This window comes from Megasphaera vaginalis (ex Srinivasan et al. 2021), from assembly GCF_000478965.1.
Classification (GTDB): domain Bacteria; phylum Bacillota; class Negativicutes; order Veillonellales; family Megasphaeraceae; genus Megasphaera; species Megasphaera vaginalis.
This window is the reverse complement of sequence record NZ_AWXA01000034.1, coordinates 29,271-51,461: the sequence shown is the minus strand read 5'-3', so window position 1 is coordinate 51,461 and position 22,191 is coordinate 29,271. Positions and strand designations below refer to the sequence as shown.

Annotated in this window: 25 protein-coding genes, 1 tRNA gene and 1 other annotated feature; of the genes, 8 read left to right on the top strand and 18 right to left on the bottom strand. The window is 48.2% G+C overall.

What is annotated here, in order from left to right:
- Nucleotides 1–354: 354 nt before the first annotated feature.
- From HMPREF1250_RS05830 to HMPREF1250_RS11630, 3 genes are all read right to left on the bottom strand, one after another.
- On the bottom strand, nucleotides 355–537 hold the full coding sequence (locus tag HMPREF1250_RS05830) for a hypothetical protein (RefSeq protein WP_023053706.1): 183 nt from the start codon (nucleotides 535–537) through the stop codon (nucleotides 355–357).
- Nucleotides 538–639: 102 nt separating this feature from the next.
- Complete coding sequence (locus HMPREF1250_RS05825; protein ID WP_036242834.1) at nucleotides 640–840, bottom strand: hypothetical protein; 201 nt, start codon at nucleotides 838–840, stop codon at nucleotides 640–642.
- A gap of 26 nt (nucleotides 841–866) precedes the next feature.
- Nucleotides 867–1,037 carry a toxin-antitoxin system HicB family antitoxin gene (locus HMPREF1250_RS11630; protein WP_268802366.1) on the bottom strand — a complete coding sequence of 57 codons (171 nt, stop codon included), beginning with the start codon at nucleotides 1,035–1,037 and terminating at the stop codon, nucleotides 867–869.
- A gap of 132 nt (nucleotides 1,038–1,169) precedes the next feature.
- Between HMPREF1250_RS11630 and HMPREF1250_RS12295 the strand changes: the two genes are divergently transcribed.
- Complete coding sequence (locus HMPREF1250_RS12295; protein WP_023053695.1) at nucleotides 1,170–1,334, top strand: Arc family DNA-binding protein; 165 nt, start codon at nucleotides 1,170–1,172, stop codon at nucleotides 1,332–1,334.
- Here the strand turns inward: HMPREF1250_RS12295 and HMPREF1250_RS05820 are convergent.
- Entirely contained in the window at nucleotides 1,294–1,488 is a 195-nt protein-coding gene (locus HMPREF1250_RS05820) for a ribbon-helix-helix protein, CopG family (RefSeq protein ID WP_023053714.1), read from the bottom strand. The two genes, HMPREF1250_RS12295 and HMPREF1250_RS05820, sit on opposite strands and share 41 nt — an antisense overlap.
- 119 nt (nucleotides 1,489–1,607) lie before the next feature.
- The gene (locus HMPREF1250_RS05815; RefSeq protein WP_036242832.1) at nucleotides 1,608–1,805 is read right to left on the bottom strand and encodes a helix-turn-helix transcriptional regulator; all 198 of its coding nucleotides are present in this window, start codon (nucleotides 1,803–1,805) and stop codon (nucleotides 1,608–1,610) included.
- 136 nt (nucleotides 1,806–1,941) lie between these two features.
- On the opposite strand from HMPREF1250_RS05815, the gene HMPREF1250_RS05810 reads away from it, so the two are divergent.
- The 4 genes from HMPREF1250_RS05810 (at nucleotide 1,942) to HMPREF1250_RS05795 (ending at nucleotide 5,931) form a co-directional block, all read left to right on the top strand.
- Nucleotides 1,942–2,589 carry a LexA family protein gene (locus HMPREF1250_RS05810; RefSeq protein ID WP_023053666.1) on the top strand — a complete coding sequence of 216 codons (648 nt, stop codon included), beginning with the start codon at nucleotides 1,942–1,944 and terminating at the stop codon, nucleotides 2,587–2,589.
- A gap of 21 nt (nucleotides 2,590–2,610) precedes the next feature.
- A complete protein-coding gene (locus HMPREF1250_RS05805) occupies nucleotides 2,611–3,465 on the top strand; it encodes a type II toxin-antitoxin system PemK/MazF family toxin (protein ID WP_036242830.1) in 855 nt (284 codons plus the stop codon).
- A 220-nt stretch (nucleotides 3,466–3,685) separates the two neighbouring features.
- Nucleotides 3,686–4,753: a hypothetical protein gene (locus tag HMPREF1250_RS05800; protein ID WP_036242829.1), complete on the top strand. Its 1,068-nt coding sequence runs from the start codon at nucleotides 3,686–3,688 to the stop codon at nucleotides 4,751–4,753.
- Nucleotides 4,754–4,908: 155 nt separating this feature from the next.
- A complete protein-coding gene (locus tag HMPREF1250_RS05795; protein ID WP_023053712.1) occupies nucleotides 4,909–5,931 on the top strand; it encodes a tyrosine-type recombinase/integrase in 1,023 nt (340 codons plus the stop codon).
- A 129-nt stretch (nucleotides 5,932–6,060) separates the two neighbouring features.
- Here the strand turns inward: HMPREF1250_RS05795 and rpsI are convergent, their stop codons facing one another.
- Nucleotides 6,061–6,453 (bottom strand): 30S ribosomal protein S9, encoded by a 393-nt coding sequence (rpsI, locus tag HMPREF1250_RS05790; protein WP_023053665.1) that lies wholly within the window; start codon nucleotides 6,451–6,453, stop codon nucleotides 6,061–6,063.
- Nucleotides 6,454–6,471: 18 nt separating this feature from the next.
- Nucleotides 6,472–6,912 carry a 50S ribosomal protein L13 gene (gene rplM / locus HMPREF1250_RS05785; RefSeq protein ID WP_023053698.1) on the bottom strand — a complete coding sequence of 147 codons (441 nt, stop codon included), beginning with the start codon at nucleotides 6,910–6,912 and terminating at the stop codon, nucleotides 6,472–6,474.
- A 317-nt stretch (nucleotides 6,913–7,229) separates the two neighbouring features.
- Nucleotides 7,230–7,472: a binding site (T-box leader), on the top strand.
- A 77-nt stretch (nucleotides 7,473–7,549) separates the two neighbouring features.
- On the opposite strand from rplM, the gene HMPREF1250_RS05780 reads away from it, so the two are divergent.
- Nucleotides 7,550–8,830, top strand: coding sequence for an O-acetylhomoserine aminocarboxypropyltransferase/cysteine synthase family protein (locus HMPREF1250_RS05780; protein WP_023053683.1), 1,281 nt, complete (start codon nucleotides 7,550–7,552; stop codon nucleotides 8,828–8,830).
- A gap of 26 nt (nucleotides 8,831–8,856) precedes the next feature.
- Nucleotides 8,857–9,777, top strand: coding sequence for a homoserine O-succinyltransferase (locus HMPREF1250_RS05775; protein WP_023053678.1), 921 nt, complete (start codon nucleotides 8,857–8,859; stop codon nucleotides 9,775–9,777).
- 112 nt (nucleotides 9,778–9,889) lie between these two features.
- Here the strand turns inward: HMPREF1250_RS05775 and HMPREF1250_RS05770 are convergent, their stop codons facing one another.
- The 9 genes from HMPREF1250_RS05770 to HMPREF1250_RS05730 all read right to left on the bottom strand — a co-directional run bounded on the left by HMPREF1250_RS05770 (nucleotide 9,890) and on the right by HMPREF1250_RS05730 (nucleotide 19,680).
- Nucleotides 9,890–10,411, bottom strand: a complete 522-nt coding sequence (locus HMPREF1250_RS05770; protein WP_023053704.1) for a carboxypeptidase-like regulatory domain-containing protein — start codon at nucleotides 10,409–10,411, stop codon at nucleotides 9,890–9,892.
- Between the two features lie 323 nt (nucleotides 10,412–10,734).
- The gene (upp, locus tag HMPREF1250_RS05765) at nucleotides 10,735–11,358 is read right to left on the bottom strand and encodes a uracil phosphoribosyltransferase (RefSeq protein ID WP_023053687.1); all 624 of its coding nucleotides are present in this window, start codon (nucleotides 11,356–11,358) and stop codon (nucleotides 10,735–10,737) included.
- 27 nt (nucleotides 11,359–11,385) lie between these two features.
- Nucleotides 11,386–11,823, bottom strand: coding sequence for a ribose 5-phosphate isomerase B (gene rpiB / locus HMPREF1250_RS05760; protein WP_023053664.1), 438 nt, complete (start codon nucleotides 11,821–11,823; stop codon nucleotides 11,386–11,388).
- Nucleotides 11,824–11,869: 46 nt separating this feature from the next.
- Nucleotides 11,870–12,913 carry an L-threonylcarbamoyladenylate synthase gene (locus tag HMPREF1250_RS05755; RefSeq protein ID WP_036242827.1) on the bottom strand — a complete coding sequence of 348 codons (1,044 nt, stop codon included), beginning with the start codon at nucleotides 12,911–12,913 and terminating at the stop codon, nucleotides 11,870–11,872.
- On the bottom strand, nucleotides 12,913–13,776 hold the full coding sequence (gene prmC, locus HMPREF1250_RS05750; RefSeq protein WP_023053675.1) for a peptide chain release factor N(5)-glutamine methyltransferase: 864 nt from the start codon (nucleotides 13,774–13,776) through the stop codon (nucleotides 12,913–12,915). The genes HMPREF1250_RS05755 and prmC overlap by 1 nt, the downstream gene beginning before the upstream one ends.
- Nucleotides 13,769–14,854, bottom strand: a complete 1,086-nt coding sequence (prfA, locus tag HMPREF1250_RS05745; RefSeq protein WP_023053667.1) for a peptide chain release factor 1 — start codon at nucleotides 14,852–14,854, stop codon at nucleotides 13,769–13,771. Before prfA ends, prmC begins: the two co-directional genes overlap by 8 nt.
- A 23-nt stretch (nucleotides 14,855–14,877) precedes the next feature.
- On the bottom strand, nucleotides 14,878–15,789 hold the full coding sequence (locus HMPREF1250_RS05740; RefSeq protein ID WP_023053679.1) for a DUF1385 domain-containing protein: 912 nt from the start codon (nucleotides 15,787–15,789) through the stop codon (nucleotides 14,878–14,880).
- A gap of 78 nt (nucleotides 15,790–15,867) precedes the next feature.
- On the bottom strand, nucleotides 15,868–16,071 hold the full coding sequence (rpmE, locus tag HMPREF1250_RS05735; protein WP_023053693.1) for a 50S ribosomal protein L31: 204 nt from the start codon (nucleotides 16,069–16,071) through the stop codon (nucleotides 15,868–15,870).
- Nucleotides 16,072–16,206: 135 nt separating this feature from the next.
- On the bottom strand, nucleotides 16,207–19,680 hold the full coding sequence (locus HMPREF1250_RS05730) for a DNA polymerase III subunit alpha (RefSeq protein ID WP_023053702.1): 3,474 nt from the start codon (nucleotides 19,678–19,680) through the stop codon (nucleotides 16,207–16,209).
- Between the two features lie 328 nt (nucleotides 19,681–20,008).
- Here HMPREF1250_RS05730 and HMPREF1250_RS05720 point away from each other — a divergent pair.
- Nucleotides 20,009–20,085 (top strand) — tRNA-Pro (locus HMPREF1250_RS05720).
- A gap of 148 nt (nucleotides 20,086–20,233) precedes the next feature.
- On the opposite strand, the gene HMPREF1250_RS05715 is transcribed toward HMPREF1250_RS05720, so the two are convergent.
- Both HMPREF1250_RS05715 and HMPREF1250_RS05710 read right to left on the bottom strand, forming a co-directional pair.
- Entirely contained in the window at nucleotides 20,234–20,626 is a 393-nt protein-coding gene (locus HMPREF1250_RS05715) for a C-GCAxxG-C-C family protein (protein WP_023053703.1), read from the bottom strand.
- A gap of 148 nt (nucleotides 20,627–20,774) precedes the next feature.
- On the bottom strand, nucleotides 20,775–22,142 hold the full coding sequence (locus HMPREF1250_RS05710) for a pyruvate carboxylase subunit B (RefSeq protein ID WP_023053689.1): 1,368 nt from the start codon (nucleotides 22,140–22,142) through the stop codon (nucleotides 20,775–20,777).
- Nucleotides 22,143–22,191: the final 49 nt, after the last annotated feature.

The following is a 22,191-nucleotide window of genomic DNA, read 5'->3' as shown; positions in this document are numbered from 1 at the left end:
TTCACTAATTGCAATACAATGGCCAGCTTTTCCTTGCTCGTCATGTGCTCGCCTCCTAGTGCCCCGCTTCCTGCTCTGCCGGCAGTTGATTAACCCAGTCCGGAATACTCGGATACGATGCTTCGTGATTGACCCACGCCGGAATCTTTTGATATTTCATGTTGTAGTCTCCTTTCTTAATTTACTATTACGAGGCTGCCTTTTTAGCCTAGGCTTCTCACCATGCCCCTGAATACTTTTCGGACAGCAAGTCCGATCATCTTTACAAACCGGAGCAAGTCGGCCCGTCGCAGTTACAACAAAGCACCACTGATACGGCTCTAGCTCCTTGCCGCAATACCAACAGTGCATGACTTATAACTCTCCTCTCATATACTTTTCAAATTTTGCAGCGTTGATATGATAGTTATACCGGGTATTCTTTTCGTCCGTTTTAAATGCTTCCCCAAAGGGTAATAGCCCTCTTTGCAGCCCGATACGGACAAACGGCATACTCTTGCCCATGCGTTTTGCTGCTTCAGCAATAGATATTTTCATAGGTACCTTCCTTTCCTGATATAATCACTGAAATCGGTACGAAGGTTATCGCAAACCAGATAGGTATGTCGCCATCACGATGCGGTGCAGTAAGCATCCTCGCTAGTATCTTGATACCCAAATACCTATGAGAATTGACACCTGGACAATCCCAATAAAAACGCTCCATCCTATGACAAAATACAAACGGTATAGGGTAGCTTGCTGCATATCAGTCATTGACACCTTAGCACAATCGGCAAAAATCATACGGATAATTTTCAGAGCCCTGTTCCCGCAGGGTTCTTTTTCTTTGTCTTCCATTCTCCTTGTCTCCTTCCCTCTTTGGTTCATGTACCAGTATCCTTTTCTTGTCTCTGTCTGCAATACTCACTTAAAATAGCCATAATTAACCCATTCAGTGATAATCCTCGGCGGACTGCTTCATCAGTAAGCCATCGCTTTATCTCTTCAGGCATTCGCAACAAAAAAGATTCTTTCATTTTCCTCTCCTTTTTGATATCTTTTTACTATCTGTTAGATATTATACGTCGTATTCCGCCCATTGTAAATATCTATTCGATATCTTTTAGAATCTTGTTAGTGATGTCGTGTAATGATATAATTTTGATATCTAAAAGGAGTGTGATATTATGGCACAAGCAAACCCTTATCCTCTAAGGATTGACGAGGAAATAATGGCGAAGATGAAACAGCTGGCCAAAGAAAATGGTCGGTCGGTAAACAAAGAAATTGAATACGCTCTCAGGCAATACATTATGGCTCGTGATCCAAAAAATTCGCTTCCAAAGGATTAATTTTTATTAAGATCAATTCATTCACACTTATACCTGTTTTTTTCGCTTCCGCTCTCAACGCTTCGTACAGCTCATCCGGCAGACGAAGCGTTATTTGCTTCTTCCCGGTCATCCGGACCCTGTTCCCGCAGGGTTCTTTTTCTTTATCTTCCATTCCTCTCACCTCCCTGTCTCCTTTCGATTGCTCGATGGCCATATTATTTTTACCGGCATCTTCTCCTTTTCGTTAGTTTTATTACATTTAAACTGTAATTTATGCGAATAAAATTAAATTTAAAAATTAATCTGATGATACGGAACGCCATAAACAGCTTCTATCTTTTTTATTATTGGTACTGTAGGAAAAGTCCTACCAGCTTCAAAATTAATTAGAGTAAATTCACTAACTCCTATCATTTTCGCTGCTTCACACTGACTTAATCCTCTGTTAACTCTGGCAGCTTTTAAAGTAATAGAATTAATTCCACTCATTACAATCACCTCCCTTTTGCAATTACAGTCTATTACAGTTTAAATGTAATGTCAATAGTTAAACTGTAATTTATTATTGTTGTTCTTGATTTAATTACAGTTATAATGTATTATGAAGAAAAAAGGAGAGCAGCCGATGAATAGCGATTTAGGAAATAAAAAAATTTTTGCAAAAAATTTATCTTATTATATGGAATTCTACAGCAAAACAAGAAACGAGATTTGTAAGGATTTAGGATTGTCTTATACGACCTTCACAAGTTGGCTTACTGGTACTAATTATCCACGAATCGATAAAATTGAATCCTTGGCCAAATATTTTAATATTAATAAGGCAGATTTAATTGAAGAGAAATATAAGACTAATCCGTCAAAAGAAAAACTTCAATCTGTCCGCATTCCTGTACTAGGATATGTCATAGCCGGTATACCCATTGATGCTATCGAAGATATCCTTGACTATGAGGAGATTTCTGCAGAACTAGCTGCTACCGGCGACTTCTTTTGTTTAAAAGTCAAAGGAAACTCTATGGAACCAACTTTTACAGAAGGTGACGTCTTAGTTATTCGTCAGCAACCTGATGTTGAATCAAATGAAATTGCTGTCGTATTAGTTAATGGCGCAGAAGGAACTGTAAAAAGAATTAAAAAATCCTCTGCAGGTATCACACTTATTGGTGATAATGTCTCTTCCTTCTTGCCGGTCTTCTATACAAACGAAGAAATTCAGCAGCTCCCCGTAAAGATTATTGGCAAAGTTATTGAATTAAGACGATCATTTTAGAAAGGAATGAAGCTGTTCTTTATGGGAGATAATAATAAAACAAGAAAAAAGACTGACCTAAAAAATATACAAAATAAGCCAATTCTCCTTGCAAACATAGCCACACTATCATGTAATCAACGCCAGTATTTAGCGGTCTTATATTATGGGCTATCTGAACAACTATCAAAACTAAAAAATGAAAAGAAATTCCATCAGATGAATAACCAGCGTTTTATTTCTCTAAAAAGGGGTTCTATTATAAAAATAGATTTTGGCTTACCGTTAGGTTCTGAATTTGGTGGACTTCATTATGCAATAGTGCTTCACTCTTCTAACACATTCAATCCTCTTGTATCTGTATTACCCATAAAAAGCTATAAAGATAATAATTACTATAAAACGGACATTCTATTTGACGATGAAATATATCAAGCAATTCGTAGTCATTTACTGGTAGCCAAAAGCATTCGTCGTCACAGAATAAAAACCTTTAAAACCCTTTTGCGAGACCACAACAAGCGTATAGAAAGCCTTTTTACCCAAGCCGCAAAGGAAGGATTTTCATTAAAAAAAGATTCTTTTGATTTATTAGGTGCAATTTTTCACGGTAGTGCGACACTGAAAACTGCCCTACAAGAATCACGTAATATCCCAGACGATGAGTTAAAGAAAATGCAAGATCGCATACTTCGCAACATGAACAACGTGAAAGTCATTGCAGGAGAATCAAAAAAATTTAAAAAACAAAGTATTGGCATCACATCTCAAATAAGAACACTAAGCAAAATCCGAATTAAGTTTCCGTTAAATCGATTCGATCCACTATACAACATTCGAGTCGATTCAAAAACACTCGATAAAATAAGTCAAGCATTACATAATTACTACTTATAACCTTGACATGCTAAGCTAACCACTATATAATATGGCCATAAGCGGTTTACCCGCACATACTAATGATGCGAAGAGAACTACTATGGCCAATGCCTAGTAGTTCTCTTCTTTTTTATTAACCCTCATTGAAGAAATGATTCGTCGCAGTGAATTTATAGACGATACGAAAGATATGGATTTTTTCTATCATGTTGTTTAAACCATAGGGGGAATACCCAAGATGTTTAATATATTCAAAAAGATCTTTAGCAAAACAGGGGCGCATTCTACTCCAACCATAGAGAAAACTGTTCATGCTGACATAAAACAACAAGCAATACGATCACATGAAAACCCTGTAAATGTATACTGGTCGTTTTGGATGAACAAAAATAACCATAACTTCCAAAATAGAATAGACCGGGCCAAATGGATTCCCCCTAAAAATGTAATAGTCGAAGGCGATAGCTGTATAGTACAAGGGAGTGAAAAAAGACCATATAGAACGACTTTATTTACCTGTTCTTGTCTTGATTTTCAAAACAGAAAAGATAGCGACTATGACTATCCCTGTAAGCACATGTGTAGGTTTGCCATGGAAAAACATCTTCTTTCAGATGTCCCGCACACACAGGAAGAGATAGATGAAGCTAATAGAAACCGTGAAGAAGAAATACGTCAGCGCCAAGAGGAATTAGCCCCTTTTATACTATCTCAAGCCCAAATAGACGATGTTCTTAGCCATATCTCAGAGCCCCAGTTAACGCCATATGAGATATATACTAACACTAATTACTTTAGTACTGATGGCTTTGTCAATAAAGAAGAAAAGTACGATAAAAAAGTTGGTGATTTAATGGATGAAATTCGAGAACAATATCAACTTAATAAAATTATCCCTTTAGTAGACAAAGTCCAAGAAATATTATCTAATTTTAAAAAGTTCTGTTATGACTATGGGCAATATGGTGCTGATGAATACGATTCATTGCATGATCGTGATTTTGAAAACGCTAAAGAGGAACTCGAAGATTTCCTGCGTAATGATTATGCTGAAAATAACTTAGAAAAGTTTGAAGAAAAAAAAGAAAAGGCTGAGGCTAGAGCCATTGAAAAAGCAAAAGCCAAAGATAAAAAAGCTATTATGTCAGCGATTGGATTCAAAGCAATTCCGCAAGCCAATATAGTTAATAGTCTCTTCCCCAATAATAAATCGTATGGCAAAAAACTATGTAAAGAGCTTGTCGATGAAGGTAAGCTATCAAAGGATAAAGAAGGCCGTAAAATCATATTAAGCTTAAAGAAATAAAAAAACTCCCCCACTCTGCTACCAACAGAATGAGGGAGAGCGCCGGAGATACTACCAATATCACCGGCAATATAATCCACCTAACCAAGGGCTGATTACGCTATAAGTATATCACAAATCAGCCCCTCATTTACAATAAAGGAGCTGATTTTTTTATGCGATTACCAAACGGTTATGGCTCTGTCGTAAAACTAGCCGGCAAACGACGAAAACCATACGGCGCCCGAATAACGGTGTACTGGACAGACGACGGCAAGCAAGTATTCAAATACCTTGGGTACTACAAAACACGGCAGGAAGCGCTGGAAGCATTGCAGATCTATAATAAATCACCGTATGACCTGGAAACACATAAACTTACTTTTGCTGATATTTATCAAAAATGGGCGCAGGAACGATATAAAGATGATCCGGTACCTAATACGTATACGTCCGCATTTAAGCACGCATCAGCATTAAATGATATGCAATTTACCAATATCCGCGCGTATCATATCCAGGACGTAATTGATACTTGTAAATTAGGATATTCAACCAAGAAAAATATCCGGATATTAATCAGTCAGCTATACAAGTTTTGTATTATACACGAGATATGCAATACCGATTATGCCAAGCTTACAAAACTGCCGCCAGCCGTTGAAAGCCGTGTACATAAACCATTTACTCGCAATGAAATTGATCTACTATGGCAGCATATCGATGACATCGGCGCTCGCTTTGCACTCGTTTATATCTATACCGGCATGAGACCGACAGAGCTGCTCAAGATAAAAATAAAAGACGTACATCTTAACGAGAGCTATATGATGGGAGGAATGAAAACAGCCGCAGGTATTAACCGTGCCATCCCCATACATAATCGGATTAGTCCTTTTATCAAAGACTGGTATAACGACAGCAACGAATATCTTGTCATGAACAGCTCGGATGGTAAACCGATGTTAAACTATGACCGACTGCGGATGTATGTATGGCAACGATCGCCAATCTTGAGGGCTATGGATCACAAGCCGCATGACGGACGTCATACTTGTGCGACACTACTTGATGATGCCGGGGTTAATAAAAAAGTAATACAATTAATTCTTGGTCACAAGAGCAGAGATATTACGCACCGTGTATATACGCACAAGACACTGACGCAGCTTATCGACGGAATCAATTGTATACTGTAAGTATATTGTTCGTGTATTACAGTTAAATTTTTACTTATTTTTACTCAAATTTATAAGTACTATAAAACAAAGAAACCGCATAGACATAGTGTCAATGCGGTTTTGTACTTGCATAAAGTTGTAATGTTCTTAACGTTTCGAGAACTGAGATGCCTTACGTGCTTTTTTCAAACCGTATTTACGACGTTCTTTTTCGCGTGGGTCACGAGTCAGAAAACCGGCTTTCTTCAAAGCCTGACGAAAATCTCCGTCGACTTCCAAGAGAGCACGGCTGATGCCGTGACGGATCGCACCGGCCTGACCGGAAGGGCCGCCGCCCTTGACATCGGCAATAATATCATACTGTTCGCTTACGCCTGTCAATACGAGAGGCTGCTTAATAACCAATTCCAGCGTCTTCCGACCGAAATATTCATTCAATTCCTTCTTATTGACTGTAATGTTTCCTTGACCCGGAACCAGACGAACTCTGGCAACGGATGTCTTTCTACGGCCAGTGCCGTAGTATTGTGCTACTGCCATGAAATCTTCCTCCCGGTATTATCGAATATCCAACGTCAAAACTTCAGGTTTCTGAGCCTGATGCGGGTGTTCTGCACCAGCGTACACATTCAGTTTGCGATACATCTGTTCACCCAATTTATTTTTCGGCAACATGCCGCGAATTGCCATTTCAACAACTCGTTCCGGATGTTTTTCCAACATCTGGCCGGCTTGCGTAAACGTGGATCCGCCGGGATAACCGGAATGATGGAAATAAGTCTTCTGAATCAATTTCTTGCTAGACAAAACAACTTTATCTGCATTGACGACGATGACGAAATCACCGGTATCAACATGCGGGGTAAATGTTGGTTTATGTTTTCCCCGAAGAACTTTAGCCACTTCGGCAGCAAGACGGCCTAATGTCTGGCCTTCTGCATCAACAACAAACCACTTGCGTTCGATGTTGCCTGCATTAGCCATAAATGTAGTTTTCATGCTTGCAATTCCTCCCTAATACAACGCTACCTTAAGCTTTAGGTCCTCTTTCTCCGGGGCTGTGGAGTCCAAGTGAAAAGCTTACTAATTTATTTTATAGATTTGCCTTGTCATTGTCAAGGATTTTTTACCTTTCAGCGATTTCAATGCTGCGGCCAAAGGTATTTCAAAAATAATTTGCGACTACTCTTTTATTTACTATATCATAAAATGCACACGCCGATCCGGCCTACTTTCCGCATGTCGCCGTCTGTTTGCCGACAGTTTTTTGTTGACAAGGAAAATATATCGTGCTAGACTTACGTCAACAACTTGATAGCCCGGCAATGAAGAGAAGAGTACATGAACGGAATCGGCACAGAGAGCTCCCATATCGGTGCAAGGGAGAGCGGGGAAGTTCGTGGAAGATGGCCTCTGAGCGGATAACCGAATCGTTAAGTTATCTGGGTGCGCCCATTACAGCGCTATGGTATTAAAGGCTTTCGCCTGCGTACCTGAAGAGGCTTGCCTTGTAAAGGGCGAGCGAAATTGGGTGGTAACACGGTACTTCCGTCCCTACAGGGGATGGAAGTTTTTTTATTGCCTCTATTAAGCTGGTTATTCTGTTGGTTAAAACGATATCTAGGGGGAATTCATCATGAGCAAAACGTACCGATTTGAAACATTACAGCAACATGCAGGTCAATCTGCCGATCCGACGACAGGCGCCCGCGCCGTACCCATTTACCAGACGACGTCGTATGTGTTCAAAAACACACAAGACGGCGAAGATCAATTCGCCTTAACGCAGCCGGGCTATATTTACACGCGTCTCGCCAATCCGACGCAGGAAGTGTTCGAAAAACGCATTGCCGCCTTGGAAGGAGGCACAGCCGCCTTGGCTACGGCAACCGGTGCCGCCGCCATTTCGCTTGCCGTCCTGAACCTTGCCGGCGCCGGTGACGAACTCATCGCCGCCCCGACGTTATACGGCGGTACGATTGAACTGTTTACGGAAACCTTCAAGCATCTTGGCATTACGACGCATTTCGCCGATCCTGATCAGCCAACATCCTTTGAAGGCGCCATCACGGCTAAAACCAAGCTGATATATCTCGAAAGCCTCGGTAATCCCGCCGTCAACATTCCCGATTTCGAAGCCATCGCCGCTATTGCGCACCGACACGGCCTGCCCGTTTTTGTCGACAATACCTTCGCCACGCCATATCTTTTCCGCCCGTTGGAACACGGCGCTGACGTTGTTCTCCATTCGGCAACGAAGTTTATCGGCGGTCACGGCACGAGTTTAGGCGGCGTTATCGTGGAAAACGGGGCCTTCGACTGGGCCGGCTCGGGACGTTTTCCGGAACTCGCTTCTCCTGACGCGTCTTATGGCGGAGTCAACTTTGCCAAGGATATTCCGGATGCCGGCTTCGTGACCCGCATCCGTGCCAAAGGGCTGCGCGATCTCGGTCCCAGCATCAGTCCTTTTAACGCCTGGATCCTTCTCCAGGGAACGGAAACCTTATCGCTTCGTGTAGAACGTCACGTCGAAAACGCCCGGAAAATCGCCGCCTTCCTGGATCAGCATCCGAAAGTGGCCAAGGTAAATTACCCCTCGCTCCCGTCTTCTCCGTATAAAGCGCTGGCAGACAAGTATTTTCCGAAAGGAACGGGCTCAATTTTTTCCTTTGAACTGAAGGACGGCTTCCATGCCGCTCGTACCTTTATCGACAAGGCCGAGATATTTTCCGATCTCGCCAACGTAGGCGACTCCAAATCACTGCTCGTCCATCCGGCGTCGACGACGCATCAGCAGCTGTCGTCAGAGGCGCAGAAGGCCTGCGGCATTACGCCGGGAACGGTTCGTATCTCCGTCGGCATCGAAAATATCGATGACCTGTTGGACGATGTAAAACAAGCGTTAGATGCGATTTAGAAAATACCGGAGAGGGGAATAAAGCCATGCCGATTACGATCAAAGACGGACTAAGCGCCAGGGAAAAACTGCATCACGAAGGGATCGGCACAATTTGCCGCAGACGAGCCGTCCACCAGGATATTCGCCCGCTCCGCATCCTCGTCCTCAATCTGATGCCGCTGAAGGAGGTAACGGAGGTTCAGCTGCTGCGACTCTTAGGCGATTCACCGCTACAGGTGGAAGTCGATTTCTGTTATACGGCAACACACGCCGCCTCTCACGTCGACAATACGTATCTGGAAGAAAATTACCTGGTCTTCGCCGACATCAAAAATGATTACTACGACGGTTTTATCATTACCGGCGCGCCTGTCGAAACCCTTGACTTCACCGCCGTTGATTATTGGCCGGAAATCACCCGGTATCTGGACTGGGCAAAAACGCATGTCTTCTCTACCCTCTCTTTCTGCTGGGGCGCTCAGTCAGCGCTGTATCATTACTATCATATCGACAAACAACGCCTGCCGGAAAAGTTGTTCGGGATTTATGAATATGAGCTGACCGCCGAAAACCACCCTCTCCTGCGCGGCTTTGACGATCGCTACTTCATTCCCCAATCACGGCATACGGCAATTGACGATACTGCCGTTTACAATCGGCCGGAGCTGGAAGTACTCTCTCGCAATTCAAAAAATGGCATCAACATTATCGGTACGAAAAACTATCGCCGTTTTTTTGTCCTCGGTCATTTCGAATACGACAGGCGAACATTGGAAAGCGAATATATTCGTGATAAGCAGAAAGGACTGCCGATTGCCATACCGGAAAATTATTATCCAAATGATAACACGGAAGAAACGCCATCCTTCATCTGGTGCAGCTACGCCCACCTTTTCTATCATAACTGGTTGAACCTGGTTTACCAGGAAACGCCGTATATCGTAACCGACATGAGGGCAATATGAACGGCACGTCAAAAGCCCCCTGTCCGAAGAGAATAATCTCTTCGGACAGGGGCTTTCCAACCATACAAAATTCACCCAGTCAACTGAACCGTTGCCGGCTGCAATGCCGGTCTTACTTACTGAACATAACCTGCATGCCCTGATCTTTCATTTTTACCGAAAGCGGCTCTTTCTGCGCGCCCGTATGGGCAATACCGATCAGGCTGCCGTCCCAGGCAACAACAGTATAACTGTATCCGGGCTTAACGGGAATGGAAAAATAACCGTCGTCGTTCGTTACGGCGACATAAAACCCCGTCGAATGAACAACGCCGTCTTTCACAAAATAGCTGGATCCTTTCCCCTCCATGAGGACAACGCGGCAACGGGGCATTTCCCGGCCCGACGTATCATAGACAGTTCCCGTCACGCATTCCGAACTCGTAGGATCGTACCGGCCGCCGTCGGAACCGCTGTTGTCAATTCGCGGAACGGCACGCACATCACCGGCAGGAACCGCCTTCCCGGAAATATGGCCGTTTGTACTGCCTGTGCCGCCTATACTGCCGAGTCCGAAGGCGCCTGCACTGAGAGGCGCAAGTAAAAAGGCCGCTATACCGACTGCCGCTATAAGTTGTTTCTGTCTTTTCAACATAACCATCCTCCCTTCACGTCATTACTCATTAATATTCGCACGTCCCCGAAAGAACACAACTCTTGTCTCCATTATATCAAATAGCGTCACAGCTCTACAACGGGCAAGTTATACATTGTATGCATACATTATTTCTATACCAGTAGACACAAGGGGTCGCGCGCTATCTGCGAAAAGGAGAAGGGACGCCCCCCTTTCCGTTTTCAGATCGAACAGGCAGTCTCTGCCTGCACACCAAGATCCAACGTATATAGTATAAAATATAGTATAAAAGCAGCACTGAAATCTACAGATTCCAGTGCTGCTTGGGCGATTACACCAACTTACTTCGTACCGAAAATACGATCACCGGCGTCACCTAAGCCGGGAACGATATAGCCGTGTTCATTAAGCTTTTCATCCAAGGCCGCCACAAAGATTTTGACGTCAGGATGATCGTTATTGATCCGCTGCACGCCCTTCGGAGCGGCAACAAGACACATCAGCTTAATATGCTGAATCCCCCTGTTTTTCAACAGCGTAATGGCGGCCGAAGCGCTGCCGCCCGTTGCCAACATGGGATCGACGATAATAAAATCACGATTATCGACATCGGGAAGCTTGCAGTAATACTCGACAGGTTCCAACGTTTCCGGATCGCGGTAGAGACCGATATGTCCTACCTTTGCCGTCGGAATCAGATTGAGCATGCCCTGCACCATACCGAGACCGGCGCGAAGAACGGGAACGATCCCCAGTTTTTTGCCGCTGATCTGTTTGCCGATCATTTTCGTAATCGGCGTTTGAATTTCAACATCCTCAAGGGGCAGATCCCGGGTAATTTCATACCCCATGAGCATCGTGATCTCTTCAAGCAAATCACGAAAATCCTTCGATCCCGTTTCCACCTTGCGCATCAACGTTACTTTATGCTGAATCAGCGGATGATTCATTACTTGTACTTCCATGTATAAACTCCTTTTTCACCTGTCCGTTTATTTGTCCATCTCTTTAATCATATTGACGCGCATTTCATGCCGGCCGCCGTCAAAGCCGGTTTTCAGAAAAATACGAACGATTTCTTTCGCCAGTCCCGGCCCGATAACCCGTTCTCCCATCGTGAGAATATTGGCATCGTTATGGCGGCGACAGTATTCCGCCGAAAAGGTGTCATGGCACAAAGCCGCACGAATCCCGGACACTTTATTGGCGGCAATACCGATACCGATACCGGTACCGCAAAGCAAAATTCCCCGGTCAAATGTTCCGCAGGCTACGGCTTCGCCGACTTTTTTGGCAATTTCCGGATAATCACATCTGTCCGGCGTCAACGTACCATAGTCAGTAAAGGCAATCCCTTCTTCCGTCAGAAATGTCTTGATCTCTTCCTTCAACTTGAAACCGCCGTGATCGCTTCCGATGACTAATTTCATAGGATGAGCCTCCTTTATGATGATTGATTTTATTATACCATCTTGTTTACAGCACGACAACATGACCGCCGGCAGCCTTACCCATGCGGTTCATAATAGCCGCACCCAGTCCGTCCTCATCGACGCCTTCGGCCAGGATCAGGTCGACGGGGTGGGAGTCAAAGAAAAGAAGCCCGCCGTACAGTTGATTGGCTAACGCCGCTTTATCGCCCCGATTGCCCCAGATATAACAGTTCTCCTGCGGCAGGACTGCCGCCGTCTCACTGCTGACGAGGTAACCGATACGCTTTCCCGCCGTTTCCCGGCGCTGCGCCGCAATCGCCGCCGCCACCGCTTCACCGCTGCCGACATAAACGATCATCGCTGCTGCCGGCGCATAATGACGGTATTTCATCCCCGGCGCCTTCGGTACGCCGGCAGTACCGCTCAACGCCGTATCGACCAAAACCCGTTCCGCCACTTCACCGAGCATGGCCGCCGTGACACCGCCGGGCCGCAAAATCGTCACAGTCCGTTCATCGGTACATTCCACGATCGTCGACTCCACGCCGATATGACAGGGACCGCCGTCAATAATCATATCTACACGGCCTTCCATGTCATGCGCCGCTTCCGCCGCCGTCGTCGGGCTCGGCCGGCCTGACAGATTGGCACTGGGACCGGCCACGGGAACACCGGCACTCCGCAGAAATGCCCGGGCAACAGCGTGATCAGGACAGCGCAGCGCTACCGTATCTAAGCCGCCGGTAGCTGCATCCGGCACATTGGGACGACGCGGAAAAATAACGGTCAACGGCCCCGGCCAAAATCGATCCAGCAAGGCTTCGGCGAGAGGCGGCAGCTCTCTGGCCACTTGCATGACCCCTTTTTTATCCGGCACCGTCAAGATCAGCGGATTGTCGCTGGGACGTCCCTTGGCCGTGTAAATGCTGCGGCAGGCATCACCGTCAAGACCGTTTGCGCCGATACCGTAAACGGTTTCCGTCGGAAAAACGACAAGGCCGCCGGCGCGAATAATTCGCCCTGCTTCGTTTAGGCTTTCCCGATCCCGTTCAACATCTGTAATGCGTACTATCTTCGTCTTTTTCATCATATTCGCTCTTTTCGCTGCCAAATAAGAACCCGTTCGATACCGCCGTAATCGGGAATCACCGTCACTTCGGAATAGTTCCCGACAGCGGCAAAAATAGCGGCAACAGCCTGGCGCTGACCGCTGCCGATTTCAACGGCGCAATGGCCGCCGGGTTTCAAGTGCTCCGCCATGACGGCCGCCAGGCGCCGATAAACGGCGAGCCCGTCAGGGCCGCCGAAAAGCGCCAATTGCGGATCGTGTCTCACTTCCGGCTCCAACGCCGCCATATCGCCGGCCGTCAGATACGGCGGATTGGAAAGTATCCAATCGAAAGTCTGCGTGCCGACTGCCGCCGTTAAATCGCTTTCCTGCCATCGTACTTGCGGCAGATCAAGGGCGGCGCCGTTTTTTGCGGCAACGGCCAGCGCTGCCGCCGAAATATCGACACCGAGCCCCGTTGCCTGCGGCAAATAGTGACAAATGCTGAGAACAATGGCGCCGCTGCCCGTGCCGATGTCCAAAACGGCCGCCGTAGAGTCACGCGGTTCCCGTTCCAAAACCGCTTCAACGAGAAGCTCCGTCTCCGGCCGCGGGACAAGAACATTTTCCGTTACGGAAAATTTGAGCCCCATAAACGACTTGGTTCCGAGAAGATGAGCAACGGAAAACCGCTGTCCCCGCTTCCTGACCAGTTCGCGGTAAGCCGCTAACTCTCCCGTCGACAAAGGTTCATCATAATGGGCGTATAAGTAAATGCGTTCTTTTTGAAGGACATGGGCAAGAAGAAGCTCCGCATCAAGACGGGCCGTATCAATTCCTTTGGCGGCAAAAAAACGCTGTGTCCACTGCAAAAGAGCGCCGATCGTCCAAAGCTCAGTCATTGGCTTCGGCTTCTTTCATCAATTCGGCACGACGCGCTTCCGCCAAAGCTTGGACGAATTCATCGATTTCACCGTTCAACACGCTTTCCAATTTATAGAGAGTCACGTTAACGCGGTGATCCGTTACCCTTCCCTGCGGATAGTTATACGTACGGATCCGTTCGCTGCGGTCGCCGGTACCGACCTGACTGCGCCGCGTTTCCGTTACTTCGGCAGTCGCTTCCTGTTGCGCTTTGTCCAGCAGGCGCGCCTTCAAGACTCGCACCGCTTTCGCCCGGTTTTCGAGCTGTGACCGTTCATCCTGACATTCGACGACAATCCCCGTCGGAATATGCGTCATACGCACGGCGGAAGACGTCTTGTTGACATGCTGGCCGCCGGCGCCGCTGGAACGGAAATAATCCGTTCTCACGTCATCCATATTCAGTTCGACCTCGACATCTTCCGCTTCCGGTAAAACGGCAACCGTCGCCGTCGACGTGTGAATCCGGCCGCCCGCTTCCGTAACGGGGACGCGCTGCACGCGGTGAACGCCGGATTCGTATTTCAGCTTACCGTACACACCGTTCCCTTCAACGGAAAAGATGACTTCCTTAACCCCCCCCAGCTCCGGCGCATTGGAACTGATAATGCTCGCCTTCCAGCCCTTTTGCTTTTCAATATATTTCGAATACATGCGGAAAAGATCGCCGGCAAACAACGCCGCTTCATCACCGCCGGCGCCGCCGCGAATTTCCATAATAATATTTTTATCGTCATGCGGATCTTTCGGCAGCATGAGCATGTGCAGTTCATCTTCCAGCGCATCCCGTTCTTTTTCAAGGGCGATCAGTTCTTCCTTGGCCATTGCCGCCAGTTCTTCATCACTGCCATTGTCGGCAAGAATATCCTTATCGCCGTCAATCGCCGCCGTTACCTCCTTATACTTGCGAAAAGCCGCGACGAGAGGCGTCAATGCGGCATGTTCACGTGTCAGGCGCTGCCATTCATCTTGCCTGGCAATAACGGACGGATCACTGATACGCTGCTCCAAATCGATGAATTTATTTTCTACTGCCCGTACCTTATCAATAAACACCAACGGTTCCTCACTTTCAAATATCAGATCGATTGCTCCCGCACTGTTGCGGCAAAAGCCGTTTCTGTCACTTCTTTTTCCGCCGGCTTCGCCGCTTCTAACGCGCTGATCGCCACTTCTATCTGGTCGGCATGGGGTTCGCGCGTTGTCAGGTACTGAAGCCACAAACCCGGTTTGAACAAAGCCGCGACAAGCGGATTTTCCGTACGACTTGCCAAGCGGATCATTTCATAGCTGATACCGGCGACAACCGGCATCAGTACGACGCGCGACAGAATCCGTACCGGCAAAGACGGCCAGCCTAAGAATGCGAAGACAAAGATGGAAACGACCATGACAATCAGCAGAAAATTCGTACCGCACCGCGGATGCAAACGACTCTGTTTACGTACATTCTCTACTGTCAACGCCAAGCCGGACTCGTATGCCCATATCGTCTTATGCTCGGCGCCGTGATATTCGAAAACACGGCGAATATCGCCGGTCAGGGATATCCCCCAAATATAGAGCAGGAAAACGACCAACCGCAGAACGCCTTCAACGATGTTCAGACGAAAAGGATCCGACGCAACGCCGGGAATAAATTTTGCACCGAACGTCGGAACGACGACAAAAAAGACGATGGCCAGTGCAGCGGAAAAGAGCATGGTAAGCGCTATCTGCCGATCGCTCATCTGCTCATCTTCTTCTCCAGACGCCTGGGCCGAGTATGATAAACTGCGCATGCCGTACACCAACGATTCACCCAACGCTACGGAGCCGCGCAGAAAAGGCTTCTTCAAGATTGGAAAGCGATCACCGACGGAACGGATCGGATCCTTTTTCACCGTAATTTCTCCAGACGGCGTCCGCACGGCAGTCGCTATATATTCAGGGCCACGCATCATTACGCCTTCAATAACGGCTTGGCCGCCTACATATATCGGTTTCTTCATACAAAAATCCCTTCTGCATACAAATAGAGCAGAGCATTGCTGCTCTGCCGTCCACTTGTATTGCCGCTATTCAGCTGTTTAGCCTTTTTTACCATAACGTTTATTAAACTGTTCGATACGGCCGCGGGCCGCCTGGGCACGCTGCTGACCCGTAAAGAACGGATGGCATTTCGAGCAAATTTCCACGCGCAGTTCAGATGCTGTTGAACCGGTTTCAAACGTATTGCCGCATGCGCATGTTACAACGGCTTTACCGTACTTCGGATGGATTCCTTCCTTCACCACTCACACCTCTTCTCATCACTCATTCAAAACCTATGCTGATATAGTATAGCATAAGCGTCGCCGCTTTGCAAGAATCAGGCGACGTTTTTCGCAAGGCATGCTGCGCCAATGGCTGCCGGCAAATCGCTACCGTCACTGCAAGATGACATCGCCCTTCCCCAGCATACCCGACAGGCGTTCCTGCAAATCCCGTCCCGGCGTGATCCAATACTGTTTATCGGCAAGGATCGTCCGCCGGCTGCCGGCAAAGTGAAAATACACCTTCACACTGCCGGGGTATTCACGCAAAACGCCGGCAACCTCTTCGGCAAAATTCGTCCGTTCCAAATGCGCCGGAATCTTGATGAACAATTTGCTTCCGTCACCTGCTTTCCATTCCGTTCCGGGCAAAGGCGCCTGCCGGTGCGGCAGTTGCCGCGCCGCGTCTTTCGCTGCCGCCAGCGGCCGGATCTCATCGGCAACGATCTGCACGGCATCATCGGTAATATCCGCTTTGCCGCGAACAGCAACCGCCATGTCGACAGTCGTCATGTTCAGACAGCGTTCATAAACACGCGGAAAGACGACGACCGTAACGGCGTGCGTAAAATCTTCGACAGTAAGGATAGCCATCTGCTCATTGCGCTTCGTCAGCACCTGGCGCCGCGCCGTAACCAGGCCGCCGATACTGATCGACTTGCCGTCATAAGTCTCTCCGTCTTCCGCATATAATGCGGCCAACGGCGTAACCGCCTTCATTTCCTTTTCATACGCATTCAACGGGTGACCGCTGAAATAAAAGCCGTCATATTCTTTTTCCATGGCCAGGCGCATGTCCATCGGATACTCATCGATATCAGGATATTCCAGTTCCGTTACGGCCGCCACCTCATCGGTATCAAAGAGTCCCATTTGTCCCGAAGCCGTATCCTTCTGGCAAATGGCGCCGAGCGACATGGCCTGATCGATGACGGCCATCAGCTGCGACCGCTTTTTGCCGAACGAATCCATGGCGCCGCACTTGATCAAACTCTCAATGGCCCGGTGATTGACGACACGGGCGTCGACACGGCTGCAAAAATCGCTGAGCGACGTGAAGGCGCCTCCTTTCGTCCGCGTCTCAATAATCGTTTGGATCGCATGTTCGCCGACGCTCTTGACACCGGCCAAGCCGAAACGGATATTTCCGTCCTGGACGGAAAACATGGCCATACTGGCATTAACGTCCGGTGACAGGACCGCCACGCCGTGACGGCGACATTCGGCAACGTAATAGCTGATCTTGCTGACGTCATTGATCATGCTCGTCATCGTAGCCGCCATGAACTCCGGCCGATAGTGCGCCTTTAAATACGCTGTCTGCCAGGCTACGTAGGCATAGGCGGCGGAATGCGATTTATTGAAACCGTAACCGGCGAAATAAATCATCAGATCGAACACCTTGTTGGCAATCTCCTGATCAATCCCCTTGGTTTCAGTCCCCGCCAGAAAGGCTTCGCGCTGAGCCTTCAGAATATACTCTTTCTTCTTGCCCATGGCCCGCCGCAGCAGGTCGGCCTGCCCCAGACTGAAACCGCCCATAACCGAAGCGATTTGCATGACCTGTTCCTGATAAAGGATGACGCCGTACGTATCACGCAGAATCGGTTCCAGAAGGGGGTGCAGGTAAGTAACCGTTTTTTCTCCATGACTGCCTTTGATAAAATCGTCGACCATGCCGCTGCCCAACGGCCCCGGGCGATAGAGCGCCACCAGCGGGATCATATCTTCAAAATGCTGCGGCGCCAAGTCTTTTACCAAATTGGTAATTCCCGTCGATTCCATTTGAAAGACGCCGGCCGTATCGCCTTCCGTCAATAAGGCGCACGTTGCCTGATCATCAAGGGGAAGGGCGTCGATATCCAAGTCCACATGACGGCTCTGCTTGATGAGCTTGACCGTATCACCGATAACGGTCAACGTCCGCAAACCGAGAAAGTCCATCTTCAACAGGCCCAGTTCCTCGACGATATCTTTATCGTACTGCGTCGTCAAATAGCCTTCTTTCGAATACTGCATCGGCACATAATCATCGACAGGCGCCGCCGAAATCACGACACCGGCGGCATGAGTCGAAGAATGTCGCACAAGTCCTTCCAGCGCTTTGCCGAAATTGACGAGGCGCTGTACTTCCGGCTTCGTTTCGTATTCATTCCGAAATTCCCTGCTGATTTTCAACGCCTTGTCCAATGTGATTCCCAGCTCGTTCGGTACCATTTTCATAATACGGTTGACCTCACTGAGGGGAATATTCAGGACTCTGCCGACATCCCGCAGAACCGCCCGGGCCGCCAGCGTACCGAAGGTGATGATCTGCGCCACATGATCTTTGCCGTATTTTCGCGTCACATAATCAATAATCCGACTGCGGTTTTCATAACAGAAATCCATATCGATATCAGGCATGGTCACCCGTTCCGGATTGAGAAAGCGTTCGAAGAGAAGATCATATTGCAGCGGATCGAGTCCTGTGATCCCCAGCAAATAGGCGACGACGGAACCGGCTGCCGAACCGCGACCGGGTCCGACGGGAATAGCGTGATCCCGGGCATATTTGACATAATCCCAGACAATGAGAAAATATGACGGAAATCCCATATCACTGATAACGCCCAACTCATAATCAAGACGTTGACGCACTGCAGCCGTAACCGGCTTGTACCTGACCGGCAGCGCCGCTTCGCAAAGCTTGCGCAAATACGTCTCATCCGTCTCGCCTTGAGGTACGGGAAACTGCGGCAGGTGACGTTCGTCAAAATTAATTTCGACATTGCATTTTTCGGCAATCTCCAAAGTCGTATCCAACGCTTCCGGCAAATCCGGAAAAAGCCGTTCCATTTCATCGCCGCTTTTCATGTAAAACTCCTGATTGGCAAAGCGGAAATGATTCGGATCATCCAACGTGCTGGCCGTAGAAATACAAAGTTTTACTTCCTGCGCCGCTGCATCTTCCTTGTTCAGGTAGTGAAAATCATTGGTCGCCACCAGTTTCACACCGTATTCCTCCGACCAATTTCGGAAAACGCTGCGAACCGTCGCCTCTTCAGGCAGGCCATGATTCTGGACTTCCAAGTAAAAATCATCTTTGCCGAAGATGGCGATCATCCGTTCCAACACCCGTCTGGCACCGGCTTCGTTATGATTGAGGATCTCCTGCTGTATCTGCCCTTCAATGCAGGCGCTCAGCGCCAAAAGCCCCGTATGGTGCTGCTCCAGCAAATCATAGTCCACACGAGGACGATGATAGCTGTTTTCCCCGTCAACAAAGCCCTTCGATACGATCTTGACAAGATTTTGGTAGCCTTCTTTCGTCTTGGCCAGCAAGATCAGGTGGCAGAGCCGTTCCTTTCCCTTCTGCTCAAAGCGACTGCCGCGCGTCATATACACTTCACAGCCTAAAAGCGGCTTGATGCCCTGCGCCTTCGCTTCCTTGTACAACGAAATGACGCCGTACATGTTGCCATGATCCGTAATCGCTACGGCCGGCATCTCCAGTTCCTTGGCCTTGGCTACCATTTCCGGAATGCGCGTCAAGCCGTCAAAAAGACTGTATTGTGTATGGTTATGTAAATGTACAAACCGTCTCATCTGCTTGCTCCTTCAACAAAAAATACTGCCTGCAGCCTTTCTTTTCCCGTCCTGTAAAACACGGTAACGCATACGCCACTGCCGCGGCTTTTTCTCCGCCGGCTGTGCGCATGATACCGGCGCAGCGGCATCACAAACGATATGTAAAGGAACGTATGCTGACAGGAAAATTCTCCATCGACAACGTTCCGGCACACGCCCCAAGTCGGTCCGATCCTCGAGCGTATCGTCACCTTACGGTCTTCCCCGGTTATCGCGGAAAATACGGCGGGAACGAAGGGCTTCTACTTGACAAGACCTAGTAAATCAAGTAAAATAATAACGTTAACGGGACGTGGCGCAGCTTGGTAGCGCGCTTCCTTGGGGTGGAAGAGGTCGCGAGTTCAAATCTCGCCGTTCCGACCAGTAATTACGCCATCGGCAGCAATGCCGGAGGCGTAATTTTTTTGTTTGGAATAGATGCTGAAACAGCGTCGGACGCAAGCGGAACGGGGAGAACGACCTGTCCGTACGCGACCTCATGTCCTTCCTTCGTCGAAACAGGAACTCCACCTTATTGCGGCGTATCATCCAATTCTTCAACGATACGCACGCCGTACCGTACACATTCCTCGCAGGAGCAAAGCGGTTGGCCGCTGTCAATACCTTTTAAGACACGGCAAACCGTCGCACCGGACAAGGCCTTAAACCGTCGCTGCAATTGCTGTGCCCGTTTCCTCGCCGTACGTTTATCCGTCACCGCCAATCCCGCCACCATCACGGCGCCGCAAAGAGCGCCGCACGTTTCTTCCGTCGTCGCCATACCGCCGCCGAAGCCGGACCCAAGTCGCTGTAAAATCGTCTCGGACAATCCCGTTTTCTCTTTAAAAGCCAACAATACGGACTGGCAGCAATTATTCCCCTGATGTTTATACGCCAAAGCCAATTCTTCCTTTGTCATTGCCATCACGCCTCCTGCAATACAGTATATCGTTATCGTATCAAATATGCGTTGTCAATACAAACATTCCGTGACTTTTCCGCCGGCTCCGCCGCTTCATCAAAAAAAGAGACTGCATTTTCTTGCCAAAATACAGTCTCTCTCAGCCATCCCGCTATCCGTTATCTGCCGCCAGCTTCTGCCGGCGCTCCTTGAAAAACGGCAGCGCGACTTCTGGGAATAAAGCGAAACTTAAAACGTCTTCCGGCGAAGCGTCGGAAAATCCCTCTGCCGCCAAAGCCTGCCTTGCTTTATCTAATTCCGGTTCCAAATCATCGGCAGGCCGGTAGTCGATTACCGGCTCGTCACCGATGCAGAGTTTGCGGAACTCGTCGGTAATCGTCCCGGGTACACGGCCGTATTTACCGCGCACAATATCACGAACTTCGTTCGTGATCATTTTATAACGGCCGAACAGGACATTCAACGCCGCCGCCGAACCGGTAATCTGGCTGGTCGGCGTAACCAGCGGCGGATACCCGAGATCGCGGCGCACATTTGGCATTTCTGCCAGCACCTCATCAAAACGATCTTCCTGCCCCTGATCCTTTAATTGATTGTATAAATTCGTCAACATGCCTCCCGGGATCTGGTATTTGCGGACAGCCGGATTAATCTGGCTCGGCATGGTCAGCTTAAATTCATCAGCCAATTCCTTGCGCACCGTTTTGAAATGGTCCGCCAAAGGCCAGAGCCGTTCCGTATCAATACCGGTATCATAAATGCTGTTCTGCAACGCCATGACCATCGATTCCGTTGCAGGCTGACTGGTCACCTCGCCAAAGGGCGACAACGCCGTATCGATAATATCCACGCCGGCTTCAATAGCCTTCATGTACGTCATTTCACCAAAACCGCAGGTACAATGCGTATGCAATTCAATCGGAACGTGAAGATTTTTTTTCAACATGCGCACGAGGTTATACGCATCATACGGCGACAGGAGTCCGGACATGTCCTTGATGCAAAGAGAATCGACGCCCATTTCCTGCAATTCGATCGCCACATTCGTAAACATCTCCATCGTGTGGATCGGACTGATCGTATAGACCATGGCACCCTGTACGTGTACCGCCTTGGTATCGTTAGCCGCACGAATCGCCGCTTCCATATTGCGCGGATCGTTAAGGGCATCAAAAACACGGATAATGTCGATCCCGTTATCAACGGCGCGATTGACGAACTCGTACACCAGATCATCGGCATAATGACGATATCCGAGCACGTTCTGTCCCCGAAAAAGCATTTGCAGCGGCGTCTTTTTTACATACTTTTTCAACGTCCGCAATCGTTCCCAGGGATCTTCGCCAAGAAAACGCATGCACGTATCAAAAGTCGCGCCGCCCCAGCATTCCAACGCATTGTAACCGACTTCATCCATGGCCTCCAGAACGGGCAGCATCTGTTGTATCCGCATGCGTGTTGCGGCGATTGATTGGTGACCGTCGCGCAGGACCGTCTCCGTGATCTTAACTCTTGCCATTCAAAATCCTCCAATATGCCTAGCATACAACCAACTATTAGTATATGGT